Below are 22732 nucleotides of genomic sequence, written 5' to 3'. Positions count from 1 at the left end.
CTCTATAGCGCCGGCAAGCCGATGCAGCTTAGCCGAAGATCGCGTGGATGTCGCTTTCTTTCATAATCAAATACTCTTTGCCTTCGTACTTGATCTCCGTGCCTGCATACTTGGAGAAAAGAACGCGGTCGCCGACCTTCACTTCCAGCTCGACGCGAACGCCGTCCTTCAGAGCTCCGCTGCCTACAGCTACGACTTTGCCTTCTTGCGGCTTCTCTTTTGCCGTGTCAGGCAGCACGATGCCGCTCGCAGTCGTCTCTTCCTTGGCGATCGGTTCAACCAATACGCGTTCACCCAAAGGTCTGATCATGAAAAAATAGCCTCCTTGATCGAAATTTGTCATTTTATTAGCACTCGTTGGAGTCTAGTGCTAATAACAGTTTTTATCATACTCAAACTGCCGAACAATTTCAAGGGGGCACCCCCATCTTTGTCTTCAAAAAAGAGGTCTTGAGTTCAAAAAAAAAAGAAGCCGCGCTGGCGCGGCTTCTTGCAGGGGTCAGAAACGGTCTTCCGGTCGATCCTCCAGCTGCTCGAGCTTGTGGGAGACGAGGTGAAGGGCTGCTCCGGACGTATAGATGAACACGCTGCCGATGAGGAATCCGATGCCGACCATCAGCGTCATGTTCGTATCGCTAAAGTGGGTGATGTTCCAAAGGGAGGTCACGACTCCGATCAGCAAGCAGGTCCACGCCATCATATTCATGAATTGGAAGAGACGATCGACCGCATTCTTCGTTTGCTGTACCGGTTTCACGGACATCATTTTAGCCATGCTTGTCACATCCCGTTCAAGATTGTAAGTGTTTTCTTGCATCCACTATACCATAGTCGAGCATCGATGTTCAAACTTTTTTCACATTTCCATCATATCTATGTCACGAATTCCGGATTATGCGCCTTCTTTTCCCTTACCCTGGTCTTGACTCCACCAATCTCAAGCCTTATTCTGCCCGCTTTATGTCTTTTTCATGAAAAAAGCCCCGTCCTCCGGAAAACCGGAAAACGGGGCTGCAAAGCTCAGGGCTGCGCCAGGCTCGATCGGAGCTATTCGCTCAGCGCCGCCGAATCGTAGCGGCTGTCGAACTCGGCATCCTTGCGCAGCTGCTTGCGATGGATGCGGTCGCACATGTAGATGCTCACCTCGTACAGCAGGATGAGCGGGATCGCGACGAGCAAGTCGGACACGACATCCGGCGGCGTCACGACGACGCCGATGACGACCATCCCGAAGTAGGCGACGCGGCGCATCTTGCGCAGGCCGGCCGGCGTCAGGATGCGGATCGCCGTCAGGAACATGAACAGCACCGGCATCTCGAACAGCAGCGAGATCGGCACGACGATGTTCACGAGAAACGTCAGGTACTGCACGATGCCGTACGTCTCCTCAAGGCCGAGGCTGCGGGAGATCTCCGACGTGAAATGGAACGCCATCGGAAAGACGACGAAATAGGAGAAGCTGATCCCGATCAGCAGCATGAGCAGCGCGAACGGCACGTAGCGCAGCGCGGCGGTCTGCTCATGCTTGCGCAGCGCCGGCTTGACGAACGCCCACAGCTGGTAGAACGCGAGCGGGACGACGGGGACGAGCGCGATGATGAAGGCGAACTTCATGTAGATGCCGATGCCGTCCCACAGCGAGAACGTATGGAATCCTCCGATCTCGCGGGCCTGCTCGGTCGTCGTGAGATACCCGTACATCGGCTTGGCGAGAAAAAGGCCGAGCACGAGTCCCGCGATCAGCACGAGCACCACGACGAACAGGCGCTTGCGCAGCTCGCCGAGATGCTCCATCAGGGACATGAGCCCCTCCTCGCTCATCCGCTTGCGCAGCGGCGAGGATCCGTCCGGGGGACGGCTGGCCATACGAGGTCCTCCTTATGCAGCCATGCCGGCAAGCCCGCGCCGCGAGCGTCCCGACCTGGCAGGGATTCAATGAAAAAGCGGAAGCCTCGGGCTTCCGCGCGGTCATGCGCCGATGCGAGCCGGCTACTCCGGCAGCCGGCGGGCTTCGGCACGGCTCGCTTCGGGCTGCGCGCCCTCGCTGCCGGATACTTCGATCCGGGAGGACGAAGCCGGGCGCTTCGCCTGGTCGTCGTCCTCGGCCATCAGCTCGCGCGTGCCGGCCTTGAATTCCTTGAGCGTGCGGCCGAAGGCGCGGCCGAGCTCCGGCAGCTTGTTCGGTCCGAACAGCAGCAGCGCGATGACCGCCAGCAGCAGAAATCCAGTAGCTCCAATACCACCCATTGTCGGTTCCTCCTTGAGAACGGGCCCGGGCAGGCCGTTCCGCTGTTGAATGCGCGGAGGGCGTCAGCAGCCGTACAGGCCGCCGTATCCCATCGCGGTGATGTCTTCCCTGCGAATCTCCTCTCCCGCCAGCAGGCGCGGAAGGAGCACGTCGAACGAAGTATGGGGATCATGCATGACGCAGCCGGGCAAGCCTAGCACCGGCGTCCCGCCGAGATAGCCCATGAGCAGCATCGAGCCGGGCAGCATCGGCGTCCCGTAGCGGACGATGTCGGTGCCGGCGGCGCGGATCGCGCCTGGAGTCCGGTCGTCGGGATCGACGGACATGCCGCCTGTAAGCAGTATCATATCATATTCCTTGTCTTTGTACTCAACGATCTTGTCGACGATCCGCTGCCGGTCGTCCGGGACGAGCGCCTGCTCGGCCACGGACGAGCCGAGCCGCTCCAGCTTGGCGCGCACGGCGGGACCGAACCGGTCCTCGATGCGGCCGCTGTACACCTCGCCTCCGGTCGTGATGAGGCCGACGCGCATCGGCCGCAGCGGCTTGACCTCGATCGGCGCGCGGCCGTGCCGCTCGCGGAACCGCGCCGCCAGCTCCTCGACGCGGGATACGAGAGCTTCCTCCACGACGAGCGGAATGACGCGGGTCGCGGCCACCTGGCCGCCCGCCTCCACGAGGCGGTCGCCGACGACGGTCGCCAGGGCGATGTCGCCGAGGGCGTTGATCTCGTTCACATACTCCGGATCGATCTTGACCAGCCCCTGGATCGAAGACTTGAGCGCCACCTTGCCCTCATGAGGACGGCCCGGCTCGATCCGTTCCCCGCGATGGGCTTCCGCCATGCGAAGCGCGGCCTCGTCCTCATGGAGCTCGCCCTCGGCCAGCTCCATGACATAGAGATGAGCCTTGCCGATGTCGAGCAGCGCCGGGATGTCGGCCTCGGTCACGACATGGCCTTTGACGAACGCCCGCCCCTTGAACGAGCCGGGCACGATGCGCGTCAGGTCATGCGCGAGCCGCAGGCCGAGCGCCTGCTCGACAGGAACCTCGCGCAGCCTCGTGCGGATGCTCATGCGCCGTGCTCCCCTTCCCGCCCGGAGACGATGGCGAGCGCATGAGGCAGCTGGTCGATGACCGCCATCAGGCACTCATGCACGCCCTTGGGGTTGCCGGGAAGATTGATGATAAGGGTGCGGCCGCGGATGCCGCTCACGCCGCGCGAGAGCATGGCGCGCCGGGTGCGCGACATCGTGCTGCTGCGCATCGTCTCGGAGATGCCCGGCACCTCGCGCTCGATCACCTTGAGCGTCGCCTCCGGCGTGATGTCGCGCGGACCGAGGCCGGTGCCGCCCGTCGTCAGCACGAGGTCGGCCTCGTAATAGCCGGTCATCTCGATCAGCGCGGCCATGATCTCGTCCTGCTCGTCCGGCACGATGCGGTAATCGACGATGTTCCCGCCCAGCTCCTCCTCGACGAGCTCGCGGATGACCTGCGCGCTCGTATCCTCCCGCTCGCCCCGCGAGCCCTTGTCGCTCGCCGTAAGAATCGCTACCTTCCATCGCATCTTCCGTTCCTCCCGTCGCTATGCCCGATCTGTCCGGCTGTAATCGCCGTTTTTGCCGCCCGTCTTGGAGACGAGCTCGGTCGGTCCGATGACCATGTCTTTTTGCATCGCCTTGCACATGTCGTAAACGGTGAGCGCCGCGGCCGATACGGCCGTCAGCGCCTCCATCTCGACGCCGGTCGGCCCCTTGGTGCGGACGGCCGCCTCGATCGTGAGCACGTCCCGTCCGTTGTCGCCGAACGAGATGTCGACGCCGCTCAGCGGCAGCGGATGGCACATCGGAATCCACGCCGACGTATTCTTGGCGGCCATGATGCCGGCCACCTGGGCGACCGCGAGCACGTCTCCCTTGGCGATGCCGCCCGCCTTGATGCGCGCTAGCGTCTCCTCGGCCATCGCGATCGACGTGCGGGCGACGGCTGTGCGGGCCGTCGTCTCCTTGTCCGAGACGTCGACCATCCGCGCGCGCCCCTGCCCGTTGAAATGGCTGAGCGGCTCCTGCGGCGATGCGGTTGAACGGTCTGTCATGATCGGCCTCCCTCCGGCGGATGCGTGTTCGTCCAGACGAGCCCCTGCTCCGTGACCAGCCCGTCGAGCGCGGCGTCATGCGGCTCCATCGGCACCTGCGGCACGAGCTGCGCGGCGAAGCCGAGCCCGATCCAGCGCCCGCCCGCCGCATCGCGCGCCTCGGCGCGGAAGCGGTCGTAGTAGCCGCCGCCATAGCCGATCCGGCCGCCGCAGCGGTCGAAGCCTGCGCCCGGCACGAACACCGCCTCCGGCGCCTCGTCCGGCGCCGCGGCAGCTCGGCCGGGATCGGGCTCGAGGATGCCGTAAGCGCCTGGAGCGAGCTCGTCGCGCGAGCGCACCGCATGCAGCGCCAGGCGCTTCGCGCCGACGTCGGCGCGAGGCAGCAGCAGCCGCAGGCCGCGAGACCAGCAGAACTTCAGCAGCTCCGACGTGTCCAGCTCCGAGCGGAACGAGACGAACGCCATGACGCTGCGGATGCCGGAAGACTCGATCCACTCGGCCGCATGGCGGCAGGCGAGGCACGAAGCCTCCGCCCTCTCCGCCGCGGACAAGCCGTCGCGCAGGGCGAGCAGCCGCCGGCGCAGCTCCCTCTTGGTCTCGGCGGACTTCGCCGATCCGGATTCCATCATCGGACCCACCATTCCTGCCATAATTGTCTATAGTGTACCACCGAGCGGTTTGTTTCGCCAATAAGGGTCGATTATAGCGGCGGATTGCGGTATTCTACATTTATATATAGAAGCATTCTGCGGAAAGGAACATGCCCGGCCATGCTGCTGCAAGTCAACGACCTAACGAAAAGCTACGGCATCACCACCATATTGTCCGGCATCACGTTCCAGATCCAGGAGCGCGAGCGCGTCGGGCTTGTCGGCGTCAACGGCGCCGGCAAGTCGACGCTGCTGCAGATCCTCGCGGGCCAGATGTCCAGCGACAGCGGCGTCATCCACCGCGCCAAGGAGACGCGCGTCGGCTATCTCGCCCAGAACAGCGGGCTGCAGTCCGAGCGCAGCATCATCGAGGAGATGAGGGCGGTGTTCGGCCCGCTGCTCGAAGCCGAGCAGGAGCTGCGCCAGCTCGAGCGCGACATCGCCGATCCGGCGCTGCACGAGGACGACAAGCGCTACCAGGACACGCTCGAGCGCTACGCGCGCCGCTCCGACTGGTTCCGCGACCAAGGCGGCTTCGAGATCGAGACCCGCATCAAGAGCGTGCTGCACGGCATGGGCTTCGGCCAGACCGATCCCGCCACGCCGATCCGCTCCCTGAGCGGCGGGCAGAAGACGCGGCTCGCGCTCGCCCGCATCCTGCTGCAGGCGCCGGATCTGCTCATGCTCGACGAGCCGACCAACCATCTGGACATCGCGACGCTGACCTGGCTCGAGGATTATTTGCGCGGCTACTCCGGCGCGATCCTCGTCGTCTCCCATGACCGCTACTTCCTCGACGCGACCGTAGGCACGATCATCGAGATCGAGCGCCATCAGGCCAAGCGCTATACCGGCAACTACAGCCGCTTCGTCGAGCTCAAGGAAGCCGAGTTCGAATCGGCGATGAAGCAGTTCGAGAAGCAGCAGGACGAGATCGCCCGCATGGAGGAGTTCGTGCGCCGCAACCTCGTGCGCGCCTCTACGACCAAGCGCGCGCAGAGCCGGCGCAAGGCGCTCGACCGGATGGAGCGGCTCGACCGTCCCCAAGGCGATCTGAAGCGCGCGCATTTCCGCTTCGAGACGGAGCGGACGACCGGGCGCGACGTGCTCGACGCGCGCGAGCTGTCGGTCGGCTACGAGGACCGCGCCGAGCCGGTGTTCCGGGACGTGTCGCTGCGCATGGAGCGGGGCGAGACGGCCGCGCTCGTCGGGCCGAACGGCATCGGCAAGTCGACGCTGCTCAAGGCGCTCATCGGCAAGCAGCGGCCGCTGTCCGGCACGATCCGCTGGGGCACGCATGTCAAGATCGGCTACTACGATCAGGAGCAGACCGAGCTGAGCGGGACGAACACCGTGCTGGAGGAAGTATGGAGCGCCTACCCGCATGTCGAGGAAGCGCGCATCCGCACCGTGCTCGGCAACTTCCTGTTCAGCGGCGACGACGTCAAGAAGCGCGTCGGCTCGCTGAGCGGCGGCGAAAAGGCGCGGGTCGCGCTCGCCAAGCTGATGCTGCTGCAGGCCAACGTGCTCATCCTCGACGAGCCGACCAACCATCTGGACCTGTACAGCAAGGAAGTGCTGGAGACGGCGCTGCTCGATTACGAGGGCACGCTGCTGTTCATTTCCCATGACCGCTACTTCCTCAACAAGATCGCCGAGCGCATGATCGAGCTGACGCCGACCGGCACGATCGACTACCTGGGCAACTACGACGACATGATCGAGAAGAAAAAAGAGCTGGAGGAGCTGCGGCTGGAAGCCGGAGCAAAGCAAAGCGCGGCCTCGGCGGCCGCGGCCGCAGCCGACAAGCCGGTCGGCGCCGGCTCGTACGAGGCGGACAAGCAGGCGAAGCGCGACGAGCGCGCGCGCCAGCGGCGGCTGGAGCAGCTCGAGGCGGACATCGCCCGCCTGGAGGGGGAGAGCGGCGAGCTCGAGGAGCGGCTGGCCGACCCGGACGTATACCAGGACTATGTGCAGGTCCAGTCGATCCAGGAGGAGCTCGCATCGGTCAAGGCCAAGCTGGAAGCGGCCTACGCCGAATGGGAAGAGCTGCTGGCCTGACGGCATGGGCTGACGGCCGCCGAATGGGAGGAGCTGCCGGGCTGGCGAGCTGGCGATGACAGACGGACGAGAGGCGTTGCCGACGGACGGGACTGCGTGCCGAGTCAAGGAACGGCGCACCAATAGCCGCAAGCGTCCATTTCAGGATGCTTGCGGCTTTCCTCGTTCTGCTGCTGACATTTGCTGAGGCGCAGCCTGTTCAAGATTGCGGCGCTTTGTCTTTATTGAACCCATGCTCTTGACCAGATCCTGGTCTTCGTGGTATGATGTTAGTTATTGATTACCCGCCTATTCCCCTTCTTTCAGGAATCGCATGTTTTTCCCCGATTCCGCCGTTACTTGAATCCCTTGATTAGCCTGCCAGCTGTTGCTAGAAGTTCTGATTCACACTGGCGCGGTCTTCGGAGCCGCAAGGACGGAAGAGAGGTAGGGCTTCCGTTGTATTGGATGGCCTTTCGCCGGAACGTTGCCCGGCGCCTGAAGGCATCGCAACACCGAGCAGGTCGAGTTTCATCTGTAGGTTATGGAAAAGAAGCAGGAATAATCCCGCTCGAGCCCGGCCGGGCAGCGCTTATGGCGCTCCGCCAGCCGCATGTGCTACGTTGCTCGAGCGTGGGTCGTCATAAGGCCGATTCGGCGCCTCAAGCCGCTTGGCCGCTTGTCACTCCGCCCTGCGGGCGAGGCAAGCGCAACATCAGAAGGCTCTCCGCCGCAGCTGCATGCAGCCGGCAGAGGGCCTTCGTCCATTTTCCGCGCGATGACTTCGATGCGGGTCAGCTGCGTCAGCGCCCTTGCGTCGTGGTCTGGGCGTTGTTTTGGAGGATTCCTCCCGACTATCAACAGGCTTGTCCACAGCTCGTGAATAATCGTCGGACAATTCACTCGATGGACGGGGATAAAACGGTACGTATGATGGAGATTTAAGGCGATCGCCTTCCCTCATGGATGGACTCTGGATTTTATCCACAGAATCCACAATACCCACACCCAATTCACAGATTCAGCGCGAAGCGCTCTGACGGCCGATAATAGGACCTCCGTTTGGATGAATCTTCCGAAACGGTATGGTAAAATAGGGGCTCCGCCGATAGGACGGCGCAACTATTCCGCCCTTCTGCTCGTCCCATTTTCAGCAGCGATGAATCCCTGACGGAAGCCGCAACACCGCAAGAGAGGTGAAAGTTATGATGAATACCGATTCCCGCATCGTCTCCTCTGTCCCTGCCGACCCTCCGGTGCCGCGCCGCGCCTCGAAGCGCTCGCCGTGGCCGTTTCTGATCGCCTGGATCGTCATCATCGCCGCCGGCGTCGCCGGCGCCTGGTTCTATACGCAGCGCCTGCAGCAAGAGCTCGCCGTCCAGATCCAGCAGCAGACCGATCGTCAGATCGCCGAGATGCAGTCGGGCTACGACGCCCGCCTCCAGCAGCTTGAGAGCGGCTATGCGAGCCAGCTCGCCGAGCTGCAAGGCAAGGTGGACAGCCTGAACGAGCTGCTCGCGTTCAACCGCGACAACGCCAGCAGCAAGACCGACAACAACAACAAGCTGTACACGCAGCTCAGCCAGGTGCAGAAGCAGCTGGACGAGCTCAAGAAGAATCTGGACGTGCTGAAATGACAAGCGTGCAGCGGCTCAATCGCTGGATGCTGCTGACGACCGCGCCTTTTCTCGGCGCGCTGCTGCTGCTGCTCGCGGTCCAGGTCGAGGTGAAGCTGCCTGACGCTGCCGGTCCGGCGGTTGTCCCGCAGCAGCCGGCAGCGGATCCGGCGCCGGCCGCCCGCATCGGCGGCTCGCTCGACGAAGCGGCCGTCGTCGCCGCCCAAACCGCGGACGCCATCAAGCGCGGCTCGGAGCTCTACACGCAGACCGCGCGCCGCATGAGCGCGATCGCCAGTACGGCCGCCGTGCAGAGCAGCCGTCCGCTCCTGATCTACGACCGCCGCATCACGCTGCCGCTCGGCAGCCCGTCGCGGACGATCCAGTCGGATCGGCTGACGGCGCAGCTGTTCCCGATCAAGGCTCAGAATTTCACCGCCTATGCCTTGAAGATCCGGCTCAAGGACAAGGATGCGATGAAGCTCGTCATCGGCGGGGACAAGCCCGGCAAGGCCGAGACGACGCTCGCGGCCGCGAAGCGCTACGGCGCCGCCGTCGGCATCAATGCCGGAGGCTTCGCCGACGACGGCAACGGGCGGCGCTATCCGCTCAGCACGACCGTGCTGGGCGGGAAGTACGTGAACGGCTTCGAGCCGTCGTACAAGGATCTGTTTTTCGTCGGCTTGAACGAACAAGGCAAGCTGATCGGCGGGAAGTACGCGACGCGCGAGCAGCTCGACCGGGAACAGCCGCGCTTCGGCGTCTCGTTCGTGCCGATCCTGATGAAGGACGGCATCGCCCAGCCGATTCCGGCCAAGTGGCAGCTCAGTCCGGGCCGCGCTCCGCGCACCGTCGTCGCGAGCTACAAGGATGACCAGCTGCTGTTCCTCGTCGCCGACGGCTACAACGAGTCGGGAAGCTCCGGCGCCACGCTGCGCGAGATGCAGATCCTGCTGTCCCGGTTCAAGGCCGTGGACGGATACAACCTCGACGGCGGCGGCTCGTCGACGCTCGTCTTCGACGGCCGCGTCGTCAACCGGCCGTCGGACAAGACGCTGCGTCCGGTCGCGACGAACTTCCTGTTCTTCTCGTAGCGGAGCGGAGCGAGCATTCGAAACCGGCACCCGCTTGGCGCAGCTCAGCGGAACGAGCATTCGAATCCGACATCCGCTTCGCGGAGCGGGAACTCGTTCCGATCTCCCTGGAGCCCAGATTCCTTTGAATGTATTCTTCCGAAACGGAAGGAATCCGGCCTCCAAGGGAACCGCTGCCGCTTCTCCACGAGCCCCCGTCCGCTTTCGCTTCCCGGTTTCATTTCGATGCCGCTTCGCCTGCCATCCTCAACCCGATTCCGCAGCCATAGACGATGCCCATGCAAAAACCGCCTCAAGGCAAGCAGGAAGCCGTTGCTTCCTGCCCGCCCGAGGCGGTTTTTTGGATCGAGCGAACTTCGACTATGCGCGCCGGAGCTCTGCCTAGCCCCCCGCGCCGGCAGCCGGCTTGACCGACCAGGCCTCCAGCGACAGGCCGGGATCGGCCTTCAGGTCGAGCTCGTCGAACTGGCCGCGCTTCCACTTGAGATGAGCGGCGGCGCCGATCATCGCCGCGTTGTCCGTGCAGAGCGAATGCGGCGGAATGAGCAGCGGCAGCCCCTCGGCCTCGCACAGCTCCGTCAGCCGCGCGCGCAAGCCGCGGTTGGCCGCCACGCCGCCGCACAGCAGCAGCTGGCGCACGCCATGCTCGCGCGCGGCGCGCATCGCTTTGCCGGTGACGACGTCGATGACCGACTCCTGGAAGCCGCGGGCCAGTCCCGGCACGTCGAGCTCCAGCCCTTTCATGTTCGCCTGGTTGATGGCGGCGAGCACGGCCGACTTGAGGCCGCTGAAGCTGAAGTCGTACGAGTCCGGCTCCAGCCAGGAGCGCGGCAGCTCGATGACCGTCTGCGCCTCCGCCGCCGTGCGGTCGACATGCGGTCCGCCCGGATACGGATAATGGAGCGCCCGCGCGACCTTGTCGTACGCCTCGCCGACGGCGTCGTCGCGCGTGCGTCCGATGATTCGGAACACGCCTTCCTCCTCGAGCAGCACGAGCTCCGTGTGGCCGCCGGACACGACGAGCGCGAGGCACGGATACTCCAGCTCCTGCACGAGCGCGTTGGCGTAGATATGCCCCGCGATATGATGCGTGCCGATGAGCGGGATGTCGAGCGCCATCGCCAGGCTCATGCCGGACACGATGCCGACGAGCAGCGCGCCGACGAGCCCCGGCCCCTGGGTGACGGCGACGGCCGACAGCTCGTCCGGCCGCACGCCCGCTTCCTGCAGCGCCTCTTCGATGATGAGCGTGATCACCTCCACATGCTTGCGGGAGGCGATCTCCGGCACGACGCCGCCGAACAGCCGATGCGTCTCGATCTGGCTCGAGACGATGTTGCTCAAAATCTCCTTGCCCCCGCGGATGACCGCGGCGGACGTCTCGTCGCAGCTCGTCTCGATCGCGAGGATCAAGCCTGCTTCTGTCTTCATTGCGATTGCGCCCTTCCTTCCGCTCCGCCGCGGCCGAGCTCGGCCCACATGATCAGAGCATCCTCATTGTTGTCGGAATAGTAGCCGGGGCGGATGCCGGAAGGCTCGAAGCCGAACTTGCGGTACAGCGACTGGGCGATCTCGTTGCTTACCCGCACCTCCAGCGTCATCCTCGTGGCGCCGAAAAACGTCGCGAGCTTCTGCAGCTCCGACAGCAGCCGCGCGCCGAGCTTGCGCCCGCGGAACGCGCCGCTCACCGCGATGTTCGTCACATGCGCCTCGTCCATGATGATCCACATGCCGCCGTAGCCGATGATCTCGCCATGCAGCTGCATGACCATGTAGCGGGCGAAGTGGTTGTGCGTCAGCTCGTTCGCGAACGCATCCGAGGTCCACGGGGAGGTGAACGCTTCGTGCTCGATGGCGATGATCGAAGGAATGTCCTCCATCCTCATGGAGCGGAAGACGAGTCCGTCTCCTCCGTCGTCCTCCGCCTGCTCGCGCAAGCGGTCATAGTCGGCCATCGTTCTTCTCCTCCCGGGATTTTTCCAGTAGTTTAGCTTCCGCTTCAGCCAGCTGCGTGTAGTTAGGAACAAGTCCGTGCGCATCGACCGCTTCACCTCCGGCAAGACTCCGTGCCCCGAGCCAGGCGACGGTTCGCCCGTCTATCGTATGCGGCTGCCTGCAGACAGCCGGTCCATCTCCGTCAGCCTCGGCCAGCTCTTCGAACCGGCGGATGCTTTCTTCATGCTTGTCCAGATCGCCGGTAAAAAGCACATAAGCCGGCCGTCTGTCCGCCGCGGCCAGCAGCTCCGCCAGCCGCGCGGCCCAGCCGTCCATCAGGCGCAGCGCGTCCGGCTCCAGCCGCCGCCACGGCGCATCCGCGGGCAGCCACTGGCCCTCGGCATAGCCGGGAGCGGCGCCGGCCGCGAACAGCGCCGTATACGCCTGACCGCGCCGCGCGTCGAGCAGCGGCACGATCCAGCCGCCGGCCTCGTCGGCCAGCAAGCTTGACGAAGCCAAGCCGAGCGTACCTCCGTCGCGAGCGCCGGCAGCCGGCTCCCCGCTTCCGTCATCAGCGCCGCCGACAGCCGCAGCCGCCAACCCGGCCGCCTCGCGCCAGGCGCCGGCGGCCAGCGCCTCCGGCGTGGAGACGCCGACGAGCGGCACGCCCCACGTCCAGGCGAGCGTCTTGGCGATCGAGGCCGCGATCCGCACGCCCGTATACGAGCCCGGACCTACGCCGGCGGCGATGCCCGCAAGCTCCGTCCCGCGCACGCCCGCCTCGCGCAGCAGCCGCTGCACCGCCGGCACCGCATGCGCGGAATGGTTGCGCGCGGCTGGCGCCTGCACGCTCCCGAGCGCCTCGCTGCCGCGCATGAGCGCGGCGGCGAGCGTCGGCGTCGCCGTGTCGAGCGCCAGCACGAGCGGCTCCCCGGCTTCGGCCTTCGCTTGCCCGGCCAGGAGGCCCGCCTGCGTTCCCCCGGCTTCCGCGGCGGCAAGCCATTCCCGCACCCATGCCGCATACGGCAGCCCTTCGCCCCGCAGCGCGAACCCTCTCCGCTCGCCGTCCTCGCGGACGATGCGGATGCTCAGCTTGCGCTCCGGCAGCAGCTCGGGGATCAGGCTCGCCCATTCGACGAGCGACACGCCGCGGCCGTACCAGTACTCGTCCAGGCCGAGCTCGTCCGCCTCCTCCGGAGACAGCCGGTACACATCCATATGGTAGAGCGGCAGCCGGCCGCTTTCATATTCCTTTATAATCGTAAACGTCGGGCTGCTGACCACGCCCTCCACCGCGAGCGCCGCCGCGAACGCCTGCGAGAAGCGCGTCTTGCCCGCCCCGAGGTCGCCGTCGAGCGCGATTACAGTCCCGGGCTCGGCGCGCTCCGCCAGCCACCCCGCGAGCCGTACCGTGTCCGCCTCGCTGGCCGCGATCCACTGCGCTTCCGCCGCTTCCATCGTCATCTGTTCCACCCTGCTCTCTGTCTGCTGCATCCGTACTCGGAATCTTGTTCCCATTATATCGGCCGCCTCCGCATGCCGCAACCGCCGTCCGCTGCCGTCCGCCGCCGTCCGCCGCAGCGGCGGACGCGAAAAAAGCTCCGGCCGGGACCGGTCAGGTCCCCGTGCCGAAGCTCGCAAGCCTTTGCCGGGCATCCGCTAGTGGATGTCCCGTTTTTTGAACCGGCCGCCCTTGACGTCATGGATGTTGCCGACCGCGAGGAAAGCGGCGGGGTCCATGTCGGTCACGATCGACTTGAGCTTGGCCTCCTCCAGCCGGGTGATGACGACGAAGATGACTTTCTTGTCGCCGCCGGTGAAGCCGCCCTCGCCGTTGAGGTAGGTGACGCCGCGCCCGAGCCGGCTCATGATCGCCTCGCCGATAGGGCGATGCTCGTCGCTGATGATCCAGGCCGCCTTGGACTCGTCGAAGCCCTCGATGACGATATCGATCATCTTGTACGCTATGTAGTAGGCGATCAAGGAGTACATCGCGCGGTCCCAGGAGAACACGAACCCGGCGCTCGTCAGGATGAACAGGTTGACGAACATGACGATCTCTCCGACGGAGAACGGCATCTTCTTGGAGAACAGGATCGCGACGATCTCGGTGCCGTCGAGCGAGCCGCCGAACCGGATGACGAGGCCGACGCCGACGCCCAGCACCATGCCGCCGAAGATCGAGGCGAGGAACTCGTCGATCGTCAGCGGGTCGACGTCATGCAGCAGGAACGTCGTAATCGACATGACCGCTACGCCGTACAGCGTGGAGATCGCGAACGTCTTGCCGATCTGCTTGTAGCCGAGGAACAAGAAAGGCAGGTTGAGCACGAATAGGAAAAGTCCGAGCGGAGCATCCGTCAAATAGGAAACCATGATCGAAATGCCGGTGATGCCGCCGTCGATGATATTGTTCGGCACGAGGAAGATTTCCAGCCCAACCCCCATTAAAATCGCGCCGATCGTCAGAAAGATCGTCCTCTTGACCACCTCGATCAGAGGCAGCCTCAAGTGCTGTCCGTGAACCGAAGCCATAACCCCTCACTCCCTCTCTCCTGTCTATATCTTTAATTATAAAGGTTCTTTTTACTAAATTAAAGCGTTTTTGACCGTTTTCGAATAAAAAACTCGCTTTGGAACGATTTATCTGCGATTACAGCCGGTTATCCCTCGTTATCTCGACTTCTCACCTATTTTCATCCGGAATCCATCAGGATGCTCCCGAATCCTCTTCTTTATATTTATTTTGGGCTTTGCCTCTTAGACCCGAATCCGGTAGCATGAAAGACAAACCGAGGAGGCGATGCGCACATGTCCCGCAACCGCAAAAAAGCCTCGGCGAAGCAAGGAGCTTCGCCAAGGCAGCATGAACTCGATTCGACTCGCAAGCTTTGGCCGCGCAAGCCGCAGACGCAGGTCGGCCCGAGCCGCAAGCAGCAAGAGCGCCGCACCTGGTGCCGCAAGGGCCGGGATGACGGCGCTTTTCCTGTTCTTTCCGGCCGACCGGCCTGAACATGCCGGGCTTCGGGACGCCGATCGTTCCGCATCCGCGTCAGATCAATGCTCTCGCTCCGGCTTTCCCTCATGCAGCCGGTCGACCGACACGGTTTTCGTTTTCTGCGGAGTCGTGCCGACCTGCACGGTCGCCATGCCGTTCGCCTCATCCACGTTCTCGATCCAGACCGAATCCCCGCCCAGATGCACCGCGAACATATCCGAAGAGCTGTAGATTTCCATCGCGCGCTTCACGTCCATTGGTCTTCCTCCTTCATCTCGTTCGCTGTACGGACTTCGATTCCTGGCAAAGCCTAGTCGGCCATCAGCTGGCTCTTGATGCGGCCGAGCCGCTCCGTCGGATCGGGCTCTTCCTGCTCGTCCAAGCCGATATCTTCCTTCAGCCTCATCGTGTCGGTCGTCGATTCGCCGATATGTCCGTTATGGATCGTCACCTGGCCGCCTCCTAGCCCTTCGCCGACCATCCGGTCGATGTCCATCTCATAGTCCACGCGTCCGCCGTGATCGTTCGTCCTTCCGGTTCCGGCATCCGTCTCGGACGTCGCGCCTCCATCCTCCAGGGAGCCGTCCAGCTCCGTGCTCATCTCCGCATCGAGCTCGGCCAGGCTGCGCTCGTCGCGCTTGCTCGCCAGCATATGCCGGTTGTCCAGCTCCTTCTCCAGCTTGCGCCGGATTTCTTCCTCGTTCATGCGCTTTCGCCTCCCTTGCTGTCGCTGAGCGTGCAGAGGCTGCATCCAGCCCTATGCGTCAATATGCCCTCCCGCCCACGCCCCCATGCATGGAAAACGGCGCCGAAACGCACACTGTCCGTATTACGAGCCGGGCCTTCCCCGGCGCCAGGAGGTCGACTGGACAGCGATGCATACGGTATGGAAAGGCGCGATCAGCTTCGGGCTGGTCCATGTGCCGGTCAAGATGTTTTCGGCGACGGAGGACAAGGATATCTCGCTGCGCATGCTGCATTCGGTCTGCGGCAGTCCGATCGCTTATGTGCGGGAGTGTCCGGTCTGCGACAGGAAGATCGAGTGGGACGAGATCGTCAAGGGCTATGAGTACGAAAAGGGCCGTTTCGTCACGTTCTCGAAGGACGAGCTGGAAGCGGCCGCGGGCGAGAAGTCCAAGACGATCCAGATCCTCGATTTCGTCGCTTTGGAGGAGATCGATCCGATCTACTTCCAGAAGACGTACTATCTGTCGCCCGACCAGGCCGGGGGCGGAGCCTACTCGCTGCTGATGGAGGCGATGAAGCAGTCGGGCAAGATCGGCATCGCCAAAATTTCGATCCGCTCCAAGAGCAGCCTTGCCGCCATCCGCGTGCTGGAGGACGGCTGCCTGGCGATGGAGACGATCTTTTATCCGGATGAGATCCGGGCCGTATCGCAGGTGCCGAACCTGCCAGGGCAGGTTCAGGTGAGCGACAAGGAGCTGGCGATGGCCAAGCTGCTCATCGATCAGCTGACGACGCCGTTCGAGCCGGAAAAGTACACCGACGACTACCGCAGCGCGATGCAGGATCTGATCCAGGGCAAAATCGCGGGCGAGGACGTCACCGTCGCGCCGCGCCAGGAGCCGGGGCGGGTGCTCGACCTCATGGCCGCCCTGCAGGCGAGCCTCGAGTCGGTCAAGACGCCGGCCGCGATCCCAGTGACGGATGCGGGAGCGGGAGCTGCCGCCGCCTCAGGCGGCAAGCGCAAGAAAGCCGCCTCCACCGGGGCGGCGGGAGGCGGGAAGACCGATTCGGCAGCGGAGTCCGCCTCCGCCAACGGGACGAAAAAAGCGCCGAAGCCTCGCGTCAAAAAGAAAAAGGACGCCGGGGCTTCCTAGATGGGAGCGATCCGCGCGGGCGGAAAAGTCGGGCGGGCAGGCGAGATGGGCATGGCGGGAGCCGGCAGTTCCGGCGCGGCCGAGGCGGATCCGTGGCCTATCGCTGGGGCGCAGGCGGGCGGCGCGGCCGAGGCAGTTCCGTGGCCTATCGCTGAGGCGCAGGCGGGCGGCGCGGCCGAGGCAGATCCGAGCGCGATCGCTGAGGCGCAGGCGGGCGGCACGGCCGAGGCAGTTCCGTGGCCTATCGCTGAGGCGCAGGCGGGCGGCGCGGCCGAGGCAGATCCGTGGCCTATCGCTGGGGCGCAGGCGGGCGGCGCGGCCGAGGCGATGCAGCCTATGGCGCCGATCCATGCGGCAAAGCTGCCGGAAGGGCCCGACTGGGGCTATCAGATCAAATGGGACGGCGTCCGCTTGCTCGCCACGATCGGCGGCGATGGCGGAATCGAGCTTTTTTCTCGCAACGGACTGCGCAAAAACGCCATCTATCCGGAACTCGTCGAGCTGCTGCGAAGCGCCGCCCCGGCGCTCGGTCCATGCGTGCTCGACGGCGAGCTTATCGCTTGGACCGGCGAGCGTCCGAGCTTCCAGCGGGTGCTGCAGCGCGAGCGGATGCGCGGCCGTTCGGCAGGCTCGGCGATGACGCTCCTGCGTCATCCGGATCCCGGCGTCCGCCCTTGGCGGGGCGGAGCCGAAAGCGCTGCGGCTGACGCAGCCATGGCAGCGGAAGAGCCCAGGAGCGGGGCCAAAAGCCCCGGGAGCGGTCAAAAAGGCGAGGCCTCGCAGTCGGAGCTTCGGCATGATCGGCCCGATGGCAGCGGCGAGCCGCTCGGGCTTCCCGGCCTCGCCTTTATCCTATTCGACCTGCTGGCATACGGGGGAACCGACCTGCGGGCGCTGCCCTATGCGAGCAGGCATCAGCGGCTGCTCAAGCTGGTCCCTCTGCTGCCGGACGGCATGCTCGTGACGGAGCTTTATTCCGACGGTCGCGCGTTGTGGCGATGGGTGCAGGAGCAGCGCTGGGAAGGCGTCGTCAGCAAGCGGCTGACGGCCCCCTATCGTCCGGCCAAGAAGCATCGGGACTGGTTCAAGACGAAAACCGCGCTGCGGATCGATGTCGATATCGTGGGGCTGAAGGTCCGGGAAGGGCAGGTCGCGAGCCTGGTCATGAGCTTGGAAGGGCAGTATTTCGGCAGCGTATCGCTCGGATTGACGGGAGAGATGAGGACGCTGCTGACGGAGCAGCTCGTTCCGGACGAAGCCTTTCGGGAAGGAAGCCGTCAGCACGGCACGCTTCCTTTTTCGGCGCTGCCGTCGGACCTTAAGGGCGAGCGGATCGTCTGGCTGGAAGCGCCGCTGCCTGGCACCGTCACGGGACTGGAGATTACCGAGGCCGGACAGCTCCGGCATCCGAAGCTGGCGGGCTTCGGCCGCGCGACGAGCTGATCGGAAGGAGGAGTTGCAAGCATGGCGGTCAAGCCGGAAATAGGAGAAATCACCGTCGAGGGAGTCACGCTCTCGATCACGAATCCGTCCAAGCCGCTCTGGCCGGAGGCAGGCGTGACGAAGCTGACGTTCCTGGAGAAGCTGATCCAGCTTTCTCCTTATTTGATCCGCCACTGCCGCGACCGGCATCTGACGACGATCCGCTATCCGCATGGCATCCACGACAAGTTTTTTTACCAAAAAAATTGTCCGGAGCCCCGGCCGGAATTCGTCGCCACGCGCGTCAGCGGCGGAATCGACTACGTCGTGCTGGACAAGCTGCCGACGCTGCTTTGGCTCGGCAATCTGGCCTGCCTGGAATTCCACGCTTCGTTCGACCTCGCGGACGATCCGGTCCATCCGCTGGAATGGGTGATCGACCTTGATCCATCGCAGGAGGAGGAGCCGCGCATCATGGAGGCGGCCCTGCTCGTCGGCGAGCAGCTCGCCGCGCTCGGCATCGAGTCGCTGGCCAAGACGAGCGGAGCGACCGGCGTGCAGCTCATCGTGCCGTTGGCGGATCGGCTCTCCTTCGACGAGCTGCGCTCGATCGGGCAATTCGTCGGCGAGTATATGACGCAGAAGCGGCCGGACCTGTTCACCGTCGAGCGGCTCAAGAAGCATCGCGGCGACCGCATCTACTTCGATTACTTGCAGCATTATCAAGGCAAGACGATCGCCGCTCCGTACACGCCGCGCGCCAAGCCGGGCGCGACCGTGTCGACGCCGCTCGGCTGGGACGAGATCCGCGCCGGCGCGCAGATCGCCGACTTTCATCTGCTCAATATCGCGGAGCGGCTGCAGGAGAAGGGCGATCTGCTCGAAGCCGCTCCACGCCAGCGGCTGCGGCCGATTTTGGAGTTTCTTCGGCGGCGGTGAGGAGAGTGGACTCGTGACGGCATTGGACAGCCCTCCCACTACGCGCAGTTTTTCCGCGCGTAGCGGGCTGGGGTGCGCGGGGCGCTTTCGCTACGCGCAGTTTTTCCGCGCGTAGCGGGCTGGGGCGCGCGGGGCGCTTTCGCTACGCGCAGTTTTTCCGCGCGTAGCGGGCTGGGGTGCGCGGGGCGCTTTCGCTACGCGCAGTTTTTCCGCGCGTAGCGGGCTGGGGCGCGCGAGGCGCTTTCGCTACGCGCAGTTTTTCCGCGCGTAGACGGCTAGGGCGCGCGGGGCACTCCCGCTACGCGCAGTTTTTCCGCGCGTAGCGGGCTGGGGCGCGCGGGGCGCTTTCGCTACGCGCAGTTTTTCCGCGCATAGACGGCTAGGGCGCGCGAGGCGCTCCCGTTACGCGCAGTTTTTCCGCGCATAGACGGCTAGGGCGCGCGAGGCGCTCCCGTTACGCGCAGTTTTTCCGCGCGTAGCGGGCTGGGGCGCGCGGGGCGCTTTCGCTACGCGCAGTTTTTCCGCGCGTAGCGGACTGGGGCGCGCGGGGCAGGGCGACTCCCGCACTTACGCTGCTAGAAACGAAACTCATCTCTAAAGTACTGATATCTCCGCACACAAGTCGATTTTCCCAGCGCGATCAACCTTCCCTTCTCCACTAACTTTTTCATATAATGCCGAGCTGTGCTGGGATGAATTCCAATTGCCTTTGCCACTTGGCTTGGAGAGACGTCCTTGAGTTGGGTCTGAGCAAATTGCAATATAGCCAGCTCTGTCGTTGACAGATTGAGGGAAGTCTCGGAAGGCTTTCGCTCAAGGGATTGAAGCAGCTGCCTGATCATCTGCTGAAGCAGCTGCGGATCTCTGGCAACCGTGTCGTAGGGAATCGCAACATTTCGGAAAGAATAAGTTTGAAGCTGAATTTCTCGCAGAAGCTCGCGCTCATACTTCGTTCGATCCGTCTGCTCCACATGGGGGCCGTATCCTTTCACGTCGAGGTTGAAGCGCAGATCGCCTCTCAGCCATGCGAAGTCCAGGTAGCATCTCGCGCCACGCCAGTCACTCACTTCATACTCAGGGTGCAATTCGTCGAGCGAACCGAACATCGGCCACCATACTTTCTTTAGAAACAGCTTCTCCCCATGTCCGTGACCTCGTTTCAGCCGATCTCTCCGTTCGCCTTTGCGCTTGCGAAGGTGGCCGTTCAGCCATACCGCATGCGCCTCCTCGAATTCATGTTCTTCCTTTGCCTTGATTCCTTTCGCCTCCCTATCGCCCATAAAAAAACGCCCTGCCGCGTGACGGAATGGAGTCGTCGATCCGCCTCCTTTCGCGAGCGAAAGGAAACGAATCGGGATTCGATCCGGTCAAGCAACAGGACGTGCTTCGTCCAGGCCATTGATTGCGCGCACAAGCTTCATCGCTTGGCGTTTTTTCAAAGAATAGCCCAAAACGATGTAATAGGCAAGAAGATTTTCTACCAACCTGTAGAACAAGCTGCACCCTCCGTGCGCCGCACGACGGCAGTCCGGACCCCTTCCACGCTCGCCAGCAGGCTCGCGCCATCCGCCGCATGACGGTGTCCGGACCCTTCGCCGCTTGCCGCGCCGCTCAGCCCGCCTGGCGGCGCTCCTTCACGACGCCCTCGCGCAGCTCGCGCGGCGGAGCCGGCTCGCCGCTCTGGACCTGGCGGGCTGCCTGCGGAGCAGGAGCCGGCGCAGGCTGCGCGGCTTCTTGCAGACGCGGAGCCTCCATGCGGCAGCTGCCGCTGAGGACGCCGCCGTCCTGCACGAGCAGCGACGCCGTCGTCGCGCTGCCATGAAGCTGCCCGCTGCTCAGGATCGTGAGCCTGCCGGTCGTCACGACATCGCCGTACACCTTGCCGGAGATGGTCAAGTCGCGCGCGGATATGTTGGAGCGGACCACTCCGCTTTCGCCGACGATGACATCCTCCTTGCACTCGATGTCGCCCCGGTATTCCCCTTCGATGCGCAAGCTGGCCTGGCAGGACAGCGTGCCCTCTGCGCGCGTGCCTTGCCCGATCAGCGTGTCGGCCGCCATCAAGCGCTTGTTTTCCTTGAACATGCTCCATCCCCTCCCGCAGTGTAGGCTCGTGCTATGTAGTATGTATTCTCGATGGAGGCCGTTCATGACAGAACTCGTCGAGGGCAGGCCGGTTCATGTTCGAGTCTGCCGCCCAAGCCCGCGTATCGCTCCACCCCCGATTCCTGCTTGAAATCGCCGTCCATCGTTGATACTTATAGAGAAGATCCTATTTCATCTCCTATAAGAAGGTGCCCCATGTTCTGGCTGCTGATCGCGCTCTTGGTCTTCCTCTTTCAAATCATGACCATCCTCATCCTGGAATACCGCCAGCCGAGCAAGACCGTCGCCTGGCTGCTCATCCTGTTCGTGCTGCCGGTCATCGGCTTCGTCATGTACTACTTTATCGCGAAAGAGTTCCAGAACCGCCGCACCGTCCGCCGCCGCGGCGTCATCGCCCGCGAAGTGCAGCTGAAGGCGCTGCGTCAGAGCGCGCTCGTCCACCGGGCGCAGGATATGGAAGCGCCTGACTTCGCCCATGAGGAGCGGCTGTTCAACCTGCTCGGCAGCTTCTCGATGCTCCCGATCACCGGCTGCAACGAGACGGAGGTGCTGACGAACGCCGAAGCGACCTACGCCTCCATCCTGGACGCTCTCGAGGGGGCGAAGCATCACATCCACCTCGACTACTACACGCTGCGCGACGACGAGATCGGCTGCCGCTTCAAGGAAGCGCTGCTCCGCAAAGCGAAGCAAGGCGTCGAGATCCGTATCATCTACGACGGGATCGGCAGCCTGGAGCTCAAGAGCTGGTTCGTCAAGGAGCTGGAGGAAGCCGGCGTCTGCGTGCAATGCTTCCTCACGCCGCGGATCGCCTTTTTCGACAAGCGCGTCAACTTCCGCAACCATCGCAAGATCGTCGTCGTGGACGGCACGGTCGGGTTCGTCGGCGGCATCAATATCGGGGACGAATATCTCGGCAAGGACCCCAAGCTCGGCTTCTGGCGCGATACGCATATCAAGCTGACCGGGGACTCCGTCTATTACTTGCAGCTCGTCTTCATGAGGGATTGGTGGTTCACCGCGCGGGAGCGGCTGGAAAAGCCGGAGTACTTGCCGGAGCACGGCTGCATCGGCGAGGAGCAGGTGCAGATCGTCGCCAGCGGGCCGGATACGAGCTCCGACGCCATCCTGGAAGGGATCTTTTCCGCCATCAGCGCGGCCAAGGAAAAGGTGTACATCGCGACGCCTTACTTCATCCCCGATCCGAGCGTGCTCATGAGCCTGCGGACGGCGGCGCTGAGCGGCGTGGACGTGCGCATCATCCTGCCGCATGGATCGGACTCCAAGCTGGTTCTCTACTCCTCGCTCTCCTATGTCGAGGACCTGCTCATGGCGGGCGTGCGCATCTACCGCTACCGCAAGGGCTTCATCCACGCCAAGGTCATGATCGTCGACCGGCTGCTCGCCTCGGTAGGCACGGCGAACATGGACATGAGGAGCTTTTTCAGCAACTTCGAGATCAACGCCCATGTATACAGCGCCAAGGCGATCTCGCGGCTGGAAGAGGACTTCATGGCGGATCTTGGAGACTGCTACGAGCTGACCCTGCATGAGTTCGAGAAGCGCCCACGGATGCAAAAAGCGACGGAGGTCGTGGCGCATATGCTTTCTCCGCTGCTGTAGGAGGCTGCGGACCGTGCCGCTTGGCGTGCGAGCGGGTCAGAACGAGCAGGCGCGTCGGTCGGGAGACCGTATGCGCGTGATGGGCCGATCCTTCGGCTTGTCGAAGGATCGCGGCTGCCGCTTGC

Annotated in this window: 25 protein-coding genes and 1 pseudogene; 8 read left to right on the top strand and 18 right to left on the bottom strand. The window is 63.8% G+C overall.

The features are described 5' to 3' along the window. Positions 1-28: 28 nt before the first annotated feature. The 8 genes from groES to NYE40_RS06855 form a co-directional block, all read right to left on the bottom strand. The gene (gene groES / locus NYE40_RS06890; RefSeq protein WP_028600589.1) at positions 29-310 is read right to left on the bottom strand and encodes a co-chaperone GroES; all 282 of its coding nucleotides are present in this window, start codon (positions 308-310) and stop codon (positions 29-31) included. A gap of 189 nt (positions 311-499) precedes the next feature. Beyond that, entirely contained in the window at positions 500-775 is a 276-nt protein-coding gene (locus NYE40_RS06885; protein WP_043111998.1) for a hypothetical protein, read from the bottom strand. Positions 776-1047: 272 nt separating this feature from the next. After that, on the bottom strand, positions 1048-1866 hold the full coding sequence (tatC, locus tag NYE40_RS06880) for a twin-arginine translocase subunit TatC (RefSeq protein WP_228551332.1): 819 nt from the start codon (positions 1864-1866) through the stop codon (positions 1048-1050). 123 nt (positions 1867-1989) lie between these two features. Next, positions 1990-2247 (bottom strand): twin-arginine translocase TatA/TatE family subunit, encoded by a 258-nt coding sequence (locus NYE40_RS06875; protein ID WP_028600592.1) that lies wholly within the window; start codon positions 2245-2247, stop codon positions 1990-1992. A 63-nt stretch (positions 2248-2310) separates the two neighbouring features. Beyond that, complete coding sequence (locus NYE40_RS06870) at positions 2311-3324, bottom strand: molybdopterin-binding protein (protein WP_028600593.1); 1014 nt, start codon at positions 3322-3324, stop codon at positions 2311-2313. Beyond that, positions 3321-3815, bottom strand: coding sequence for a MogA/MoaB family molybdenum cofactor biosynthesis protein (locus tag NYE40_RS06865; RefSeq protein ID WP_028600594.1), 495 nt, complete (start codon positions 3813-3815; stop codon positions 3321-3323). Before NYE40_RS06865 ends, NYE40_RS06870 begins: the two co-directional genes overlap by 4 nt. Positions 3816-3833: 18 nt before the next feature. Then, positions 3834-4343: a cyclic pyranopterin monophosphate synthase MoaC gene (gene moaC / locus NYE40_RS06860; protein ID WP_028600595.1), complete on the bottom strand. Its 510-nt coding sequence runs from the start codon at positions 4341-4343 to the stop codon at positions 3834-3836. Then, complete coding sequence (locus NYE40_RS06855) at positions 4340-4972, bottom strand: 5-formyltetrahydrofolate cyclo-ligase (protein ID WP_052333624.1); 633 nt, start codon at positions 4970-4972, stop codon at positions 4340-4342. Before NYE40_RS06855 ends, moaC begins: the two co-directional genes overlap by 4 nt. Before the next feature lie 141 nt (positions 4973-5113). On the opposite strand from NYE40_RS06855, the gene abc-f reads away from it, so the two are divergent. The 3 genes from abc-f (at position 5114) to NYE40_RS06840 (ending at position 9743) form a co-directional block, all read left to right on the top strand. Beyond that, a complete protein-coding gene (gene abc-f / locus NYE40_RS06850) occupies positions 5114-7054 on the top strand; it encodes an ABC-F type ribosomal protection protein (RefSeq protein ID WP_028600596.1) in 1941 nt (646 codons plus the stop codon). A 1184-nt stretch (positions 7055-8238) separates the two neighbouring features. After that, a complete protein-coding gene (locus NYE40_RS06845; RefSeq protein ID WP_339279656.1) occupies positions 8239-8670 on the top strand; it encodes a hypothetical protein in 432 nt (143 codons plus the stop codon). Continuing rightward, positions 8667-9743 (top strand): phosphodiester glycosidase family protein, encoded by a 1077-nt coding sequence (locus tag NYE40_RS06840; RefSeq protein WP_028600598.1) that lies wholly within the window; start codon positions 8667-8669, stop codon positions 9741-9743. The genes NYE40_RS06845 and NYE40_RS06840 overlap by 4 nt, the downstream gene beginning before the upstream one ends. 381 nt (positions 9744-10124) lie before the next feature. On the opposite strand, the gene tsaD is transcribed toward NYE40_RS06840, so the two are convergent. The 5 genes and pseudogenes from tsaD to NYE40_RS06815 form a co-directional block, all read right to left on the bottom strand. Further along, entirely contained in the window at positions 10125-11174 is a 1050-nt protein-coding gene (tsaD, locus tag NYE40_RS06835) for a tRNA (adenosine(37)-N6)-threonylcarbamoyltransferase complex transferase subunit TsaD (RefSeq protein WP_043112000.1), read from the bottom strand. Next, positions 11171-11698: a ribosomal protein S18-alanine N-acetyltransferase gene (gene rimI / locus NYE40_RS06830; protein WP_052333625.1), complete on the bottom strand. Its 528-nt coding sequence runs from the start codon at positions 11696-11698 to the stop codon at positions 11171-11173. Before rimI ends, tsaD begins: the two co-directional genes overlap by 4 nt. After that, positions 11685-12689 carry a tRNA (adenosine(37)-N6)-threonylcarbamoyltransferase complex dimerization subunit type 1 TsaB gene (gene tsaB, locus NYE40_RS06825; protein ID WP_255309817.1) on the bottom strand — a complete coding sequence of 335 codons (1005 nt, stop codon included), beginning with the start codon at positions 12687-12689 and terminating at the stop codon, positions 11685-11687. The genes rimI and tsaB overlap by 14 nt, the downstream gene beginning before the upstream one ends. Continuing rightward, positions 12690-13142: pseudogene (gene tsaE / locus NYE40_RS06820) on the bottom strand (tRNA (adenosine(37)-N6)-threonylcarbamoyltransferase complex ATPase subunit type 1 TsaE); the annotation flags it as partial. Positions 13143-13337: 195 nt separating this feature from the next. Further along, positions 13338-14213: a YitT family protein gene (locus NYE40_RS06815; RefSeq protein ID WP_028600601.1), complete on the bottom strand. Its 876-nt coding sequence runs from the start codon at positions 14211-14213 to the stop codon at positions 13338-13340. A gap of 276 nt (positions 14214-14489) precedes the next feature. On the opposite strand from NYE40_RS06815, the gene NYE40_RS06810 reads away from it, so the two are divergent. Beyond that, on the top strand, positions 14490-14690 hold the full coding sequence (locus NYE40_RS06810; protein ID WP_028600602.1) for a hypothetical protein: 201 nt from the start codon (positions 14490-14492) through the stop codon (positions 14688-14690). Positions 14691-14735: 45 nt separating this feature from the next. Here NYE40_RS06810 and NYE40_RS06805 read toward each other — a convergent pair whose 3' ends face one another. Both NYE40_RS06805 and NYE40_RS06800 read right to left on the bottom strand, forming a co-directional pair. Further along, the gene (locus tag NYE40_RS06805; protein WP_339279654.1) at positions 14736-14933 is read right to left on the bottom strand and encodes an H-type small acid-soluble spore protein; all 198 of its coding nucleotides are present in this window, start codon (positions 14931-14933) and stop codon (positions 14736-14738) included. Between the two features lie 53 nt (positions 14934-14986). Beyond that, positions 14987-15382 carry a hypothetical protein gene (locus tag NYE40_RS06800; protein ID WP_339279653.1) on the bottom strand — a complete coding sequence of 132 codons (396 nt, stop codon included), beginning with the start codon at positions 15380-15382 and terminating at the stop codon, positions 14987-14989. A 169-nt stretch (positions 15383-15551) separates the two neighbouring features. Between NYE40_RS06800 and NYE40_RS06795 the strand changes: the two genes are divergently transcribed. Genes NYE40_RS06795 through ligD form a run of 3 tightly spaced genes read left to right on the top strand, consistent with a single transcriptional unit; the run spans position 15552 to position 18878 of the window. Continuing rightward, on the top strand, positions 15552-16517 hold the full coding sequence (locus tag NYE40_RS06795) for a Ku protein (RefSeq protein WP_339279652.1): 966 nt from the start codon (positions 15552-15554) through the stop codon (positions 16515-16517). After that, entirely contained in the window at positions 16518-17960 is a 1443-nt protein-coding gene (locus tag NYE40_RS06790) for a hypothetical protein (RefSeq protein WP_339279650.1), read from the top strand. It begins immediately after the preceding gene. Between the two features lie 21 nt (positions 17961-17981). Next, positions 17982-18878 carry a non-homologous end-joining DNA ligase gene (gene ligD, locus NYE40_RS06785; protein WP_028600606.1) on the top strand — a complete coding sequence of 299 codons (897 nt, stop codon included), beginning with the start codon at positions 17982-17984 and terminating at the stop codon, positions 18876-18878. A gap of 575 nt (positions 18879-19453) precedes the next feature. Here the strand turns inward: ligD and NYE40_RS06780 are convergent. From NYE40_RS06780 to NYE40_RS06770, 3 genes are all read right to left on the bottom strand, one after another. Further along, positions 19454-20158: a hypothetical protein gene (locus NYE40_RS06780; protein ID WP_146000514.1), complete on the bottom strand. Its 705-nt coding sequence runs from the start codon at positions 20156-20158 to the stop codon at positions 19454-19456. Between the two features lie 87 nt (positions 20159-20245). Further along, entirely contained in the window at positions 20246-20374 is a 129-nt protein-coding gene (locus NYE40_RS06775) for a hypothetical protein (RefSeq protein ID WP_255309779.1), read from the bottom strand. Positions 20375-20489: 115 nt separating this feature from the next. Then, entirely contained in the window at positions 20490-20963 is a 474-nt protein-coding gene (locus NYE40_RS06770; RefSeq protein WP_101808737.1) for a polymer-forming cytoskeletal protein, read from the bottom strand. 216 nt (positions 20964-21179) lie between these two features. Between NYE40_RS06770 and cls the strand changes: the two genes are divergently transcribed. Then, positions 21180-22607, top strand: coding sequence for a cardiolipin synthase (cls, locus tag NYE40_RS06765; RefSeq protein ID WP_339279649.1), 1428 nt, complete (start codon positions 21180-21182; stop codon positions 22605-22607). The last annotated feature ends 125 nt before the right edge of the window (positions 22608-22732 follow it).

This window comes from Paenibacillus sp. FSL W8-1187 (assembly GCF_037965485.1).
Lineage (GTDB): Bacteria > Bacillota > Bacilli > Paenibacillales > Paenibacillaceae > Paenibacillus_O > Paenibacillus_O pasadenensis.
Note: the sequence above shows the minus strand (reverse complement) of the source record. Positions and strands in the feature narration are given on the sequence as shown.

What these genes read in the sequence shown, in the direction of transcription:
- NYE40_RS06840 (WP_028600598.1), top strand. Translation starts at nt 8,667, where the DNA reads ATGACAAGCGTGCAGCGGCTCAATCGCTGGATGCTGCTGACGACCGCG.
- NYE40_RS06790 (WP_339279650.1), top strand. Translation starts at nt 16,518, where the DNA reads ATGGGAGCGATCCGCGCGGGCGGAAAAGTCGGGCGGGCAGGCGAGATG.
- NYE40_RS06885 (WP_043111998.1), bottom strand. Translation starts at nt 775, where the DNA reads ATGGCTAAAATGATGTCCGTGAAACCGGTACAGCAAACGAAGAATGCG.
- abc-f (WP_028600596.1), top strand. Translation starts at nt 5,114, where the DNA reads ATGCTGCTGCAAGTCAACGACCTAACGAAAAGCTACGGCATCACCACC.
- tatC (WP_228551332.1), bottom strand. Translation starts at nt 1,866, where the DNA reads ATGGCCAGCCGTCCCCCGGACGGATCCTCGCCGCTGCGCAAGCGGATG.
- NYE40_RS06870 (WP_028600593.1), bottom strand. Translation starts at nt 3,324, where the DNA reads ATGAGCATCCGCACGAGGCTGCGCGAGGTTCCTGTCGAGCAGGCGCTC.
- tsaD (WP_043112000.1), bottom strand. Translation starts at nt 11,174, where the DNA reads ATGAAGACAGAAGCAGGCTTGATCCTCGCGATCGAGACGAGCTGCGAC.
- NYE40_RS06800 (WP_339279653.1), bottom strand. Translation starts at nt 15,382, where the DNA reads ATGAACGAGGAAGAAATCCGGCGCAAGCTGGAGAAGGAGCTGGACAAC.
- cls (WP_339279649.1), top strand. Translation starts at nt 21,180, where the DNA reads ATGTTCTGGCTGCTGATCGCGCTCTTGGTCTTCCTCTTTCAAATCATG.
- NYE40_RS06780 (WP_146000514.1), bottom strand. Translation starts at nt 20,158, where the DNA reads ATGGGCGATAGGGAGGCGAAAGGAATCAAGGCAAAGGAAGAACATGAA.
- NYE40_RS06865 (WP_028600594.1), bottom strand. Translation starts at nt 3,815, where the DNA reads ATGCGATGGAAGGTAGCGATTCTTACGGCGAGCGACAAGGGCTCGCGG.
- ligD (WP_028600606.1), top strand. Translation starts at nt 17,982, where the DNA reads ATGGCGGTCAAGCCGGAAATAGGAGAAATCACCGTCGAGGGAGTCACG.
- NYE40_RS06795 (WP_339279652.1), top strand. Translation starts at nt 15,552, where the DNA reads ATGCATACGGTATGGAAAGGCGCGATCAGCTTCGGGCTGGTCCATGTG.
- NYE40_RS06810 (WP_028600602.1), top strand. Translation starts at nt 14,490, where the DNA reads ATGTCCCGCAACCGCAAAAAAGCCTCGGCGAAGCAAGGAGCTTCGCCA.
- NYE40_RS06805 (WP_339279654.1), bottom strand. Translation starts at nt 14,933, where the DNA reads ATGGACGTGAAGCGCGCGATGGAAATCTACAGCTCTTCGGATATGTTC.
- NYE40_RS06815 (WP_028600601.1), bottom strand. Translation starts at nt 14,213, where the DNA reads ATGGCTTCGGTTCACGGACAGCACTTGAGGCTGCCTCTGATCGAGGTG.
- groES (WP_028600589.1), bottom strand. Translation starts at nt 310, where the DNA reads ATGATCAGACCTTTGGGTGAACGCGTATTGGTTGAACCGATCGCCAAG.
- moaC (WP_028600595.1), bottom strand. Translation starts at nt 4,343, where the DNA reads ATGACAGACCGTTCAACCGCATCGCCGCAGGAGCCGCTCAGCCATTTC.
- NYE40_RS06845 (WP_339279656.1), top strand. Translation starts at nt 8,239, where the DNA reads ATGATGAATACCGATTCCCGCATCGTCTCCTCTGTCCCTGCCGACCCT.
- rimI (WP_052333625.1), bottom strand. Translation starts at nt 11,698, where the DNA reads ATGGCCGACTATGACCGCTTGCGCGAGCAGGCGGAGGACGACGGAGGA.
- NYE40_RS06855 (WP_052333624.1), bottom strand. Translation starts at nt 4,972, where the DNA reads ATGATGGAATCCGGATCGGCGAAGTCCGCCGAGACCAAGAGGGAGCTG.
- NYE40_RS06875 (WP_028600592.1), bottom strand. Translation starts at nt 2,247, where the DNA reads ATGGGTGGTATTGGAGCTACTGGATTTCTGCTGCTGGCGGTCATCGCG.
- NYE40_RS06770 (WP_101808737.1), bottom strand. Translation starts at nt 20,963, where the DNA reads ATGTTCAAGGAAAACAAGCGCTTGATGGCGGCCGACACGCTGATCGGG.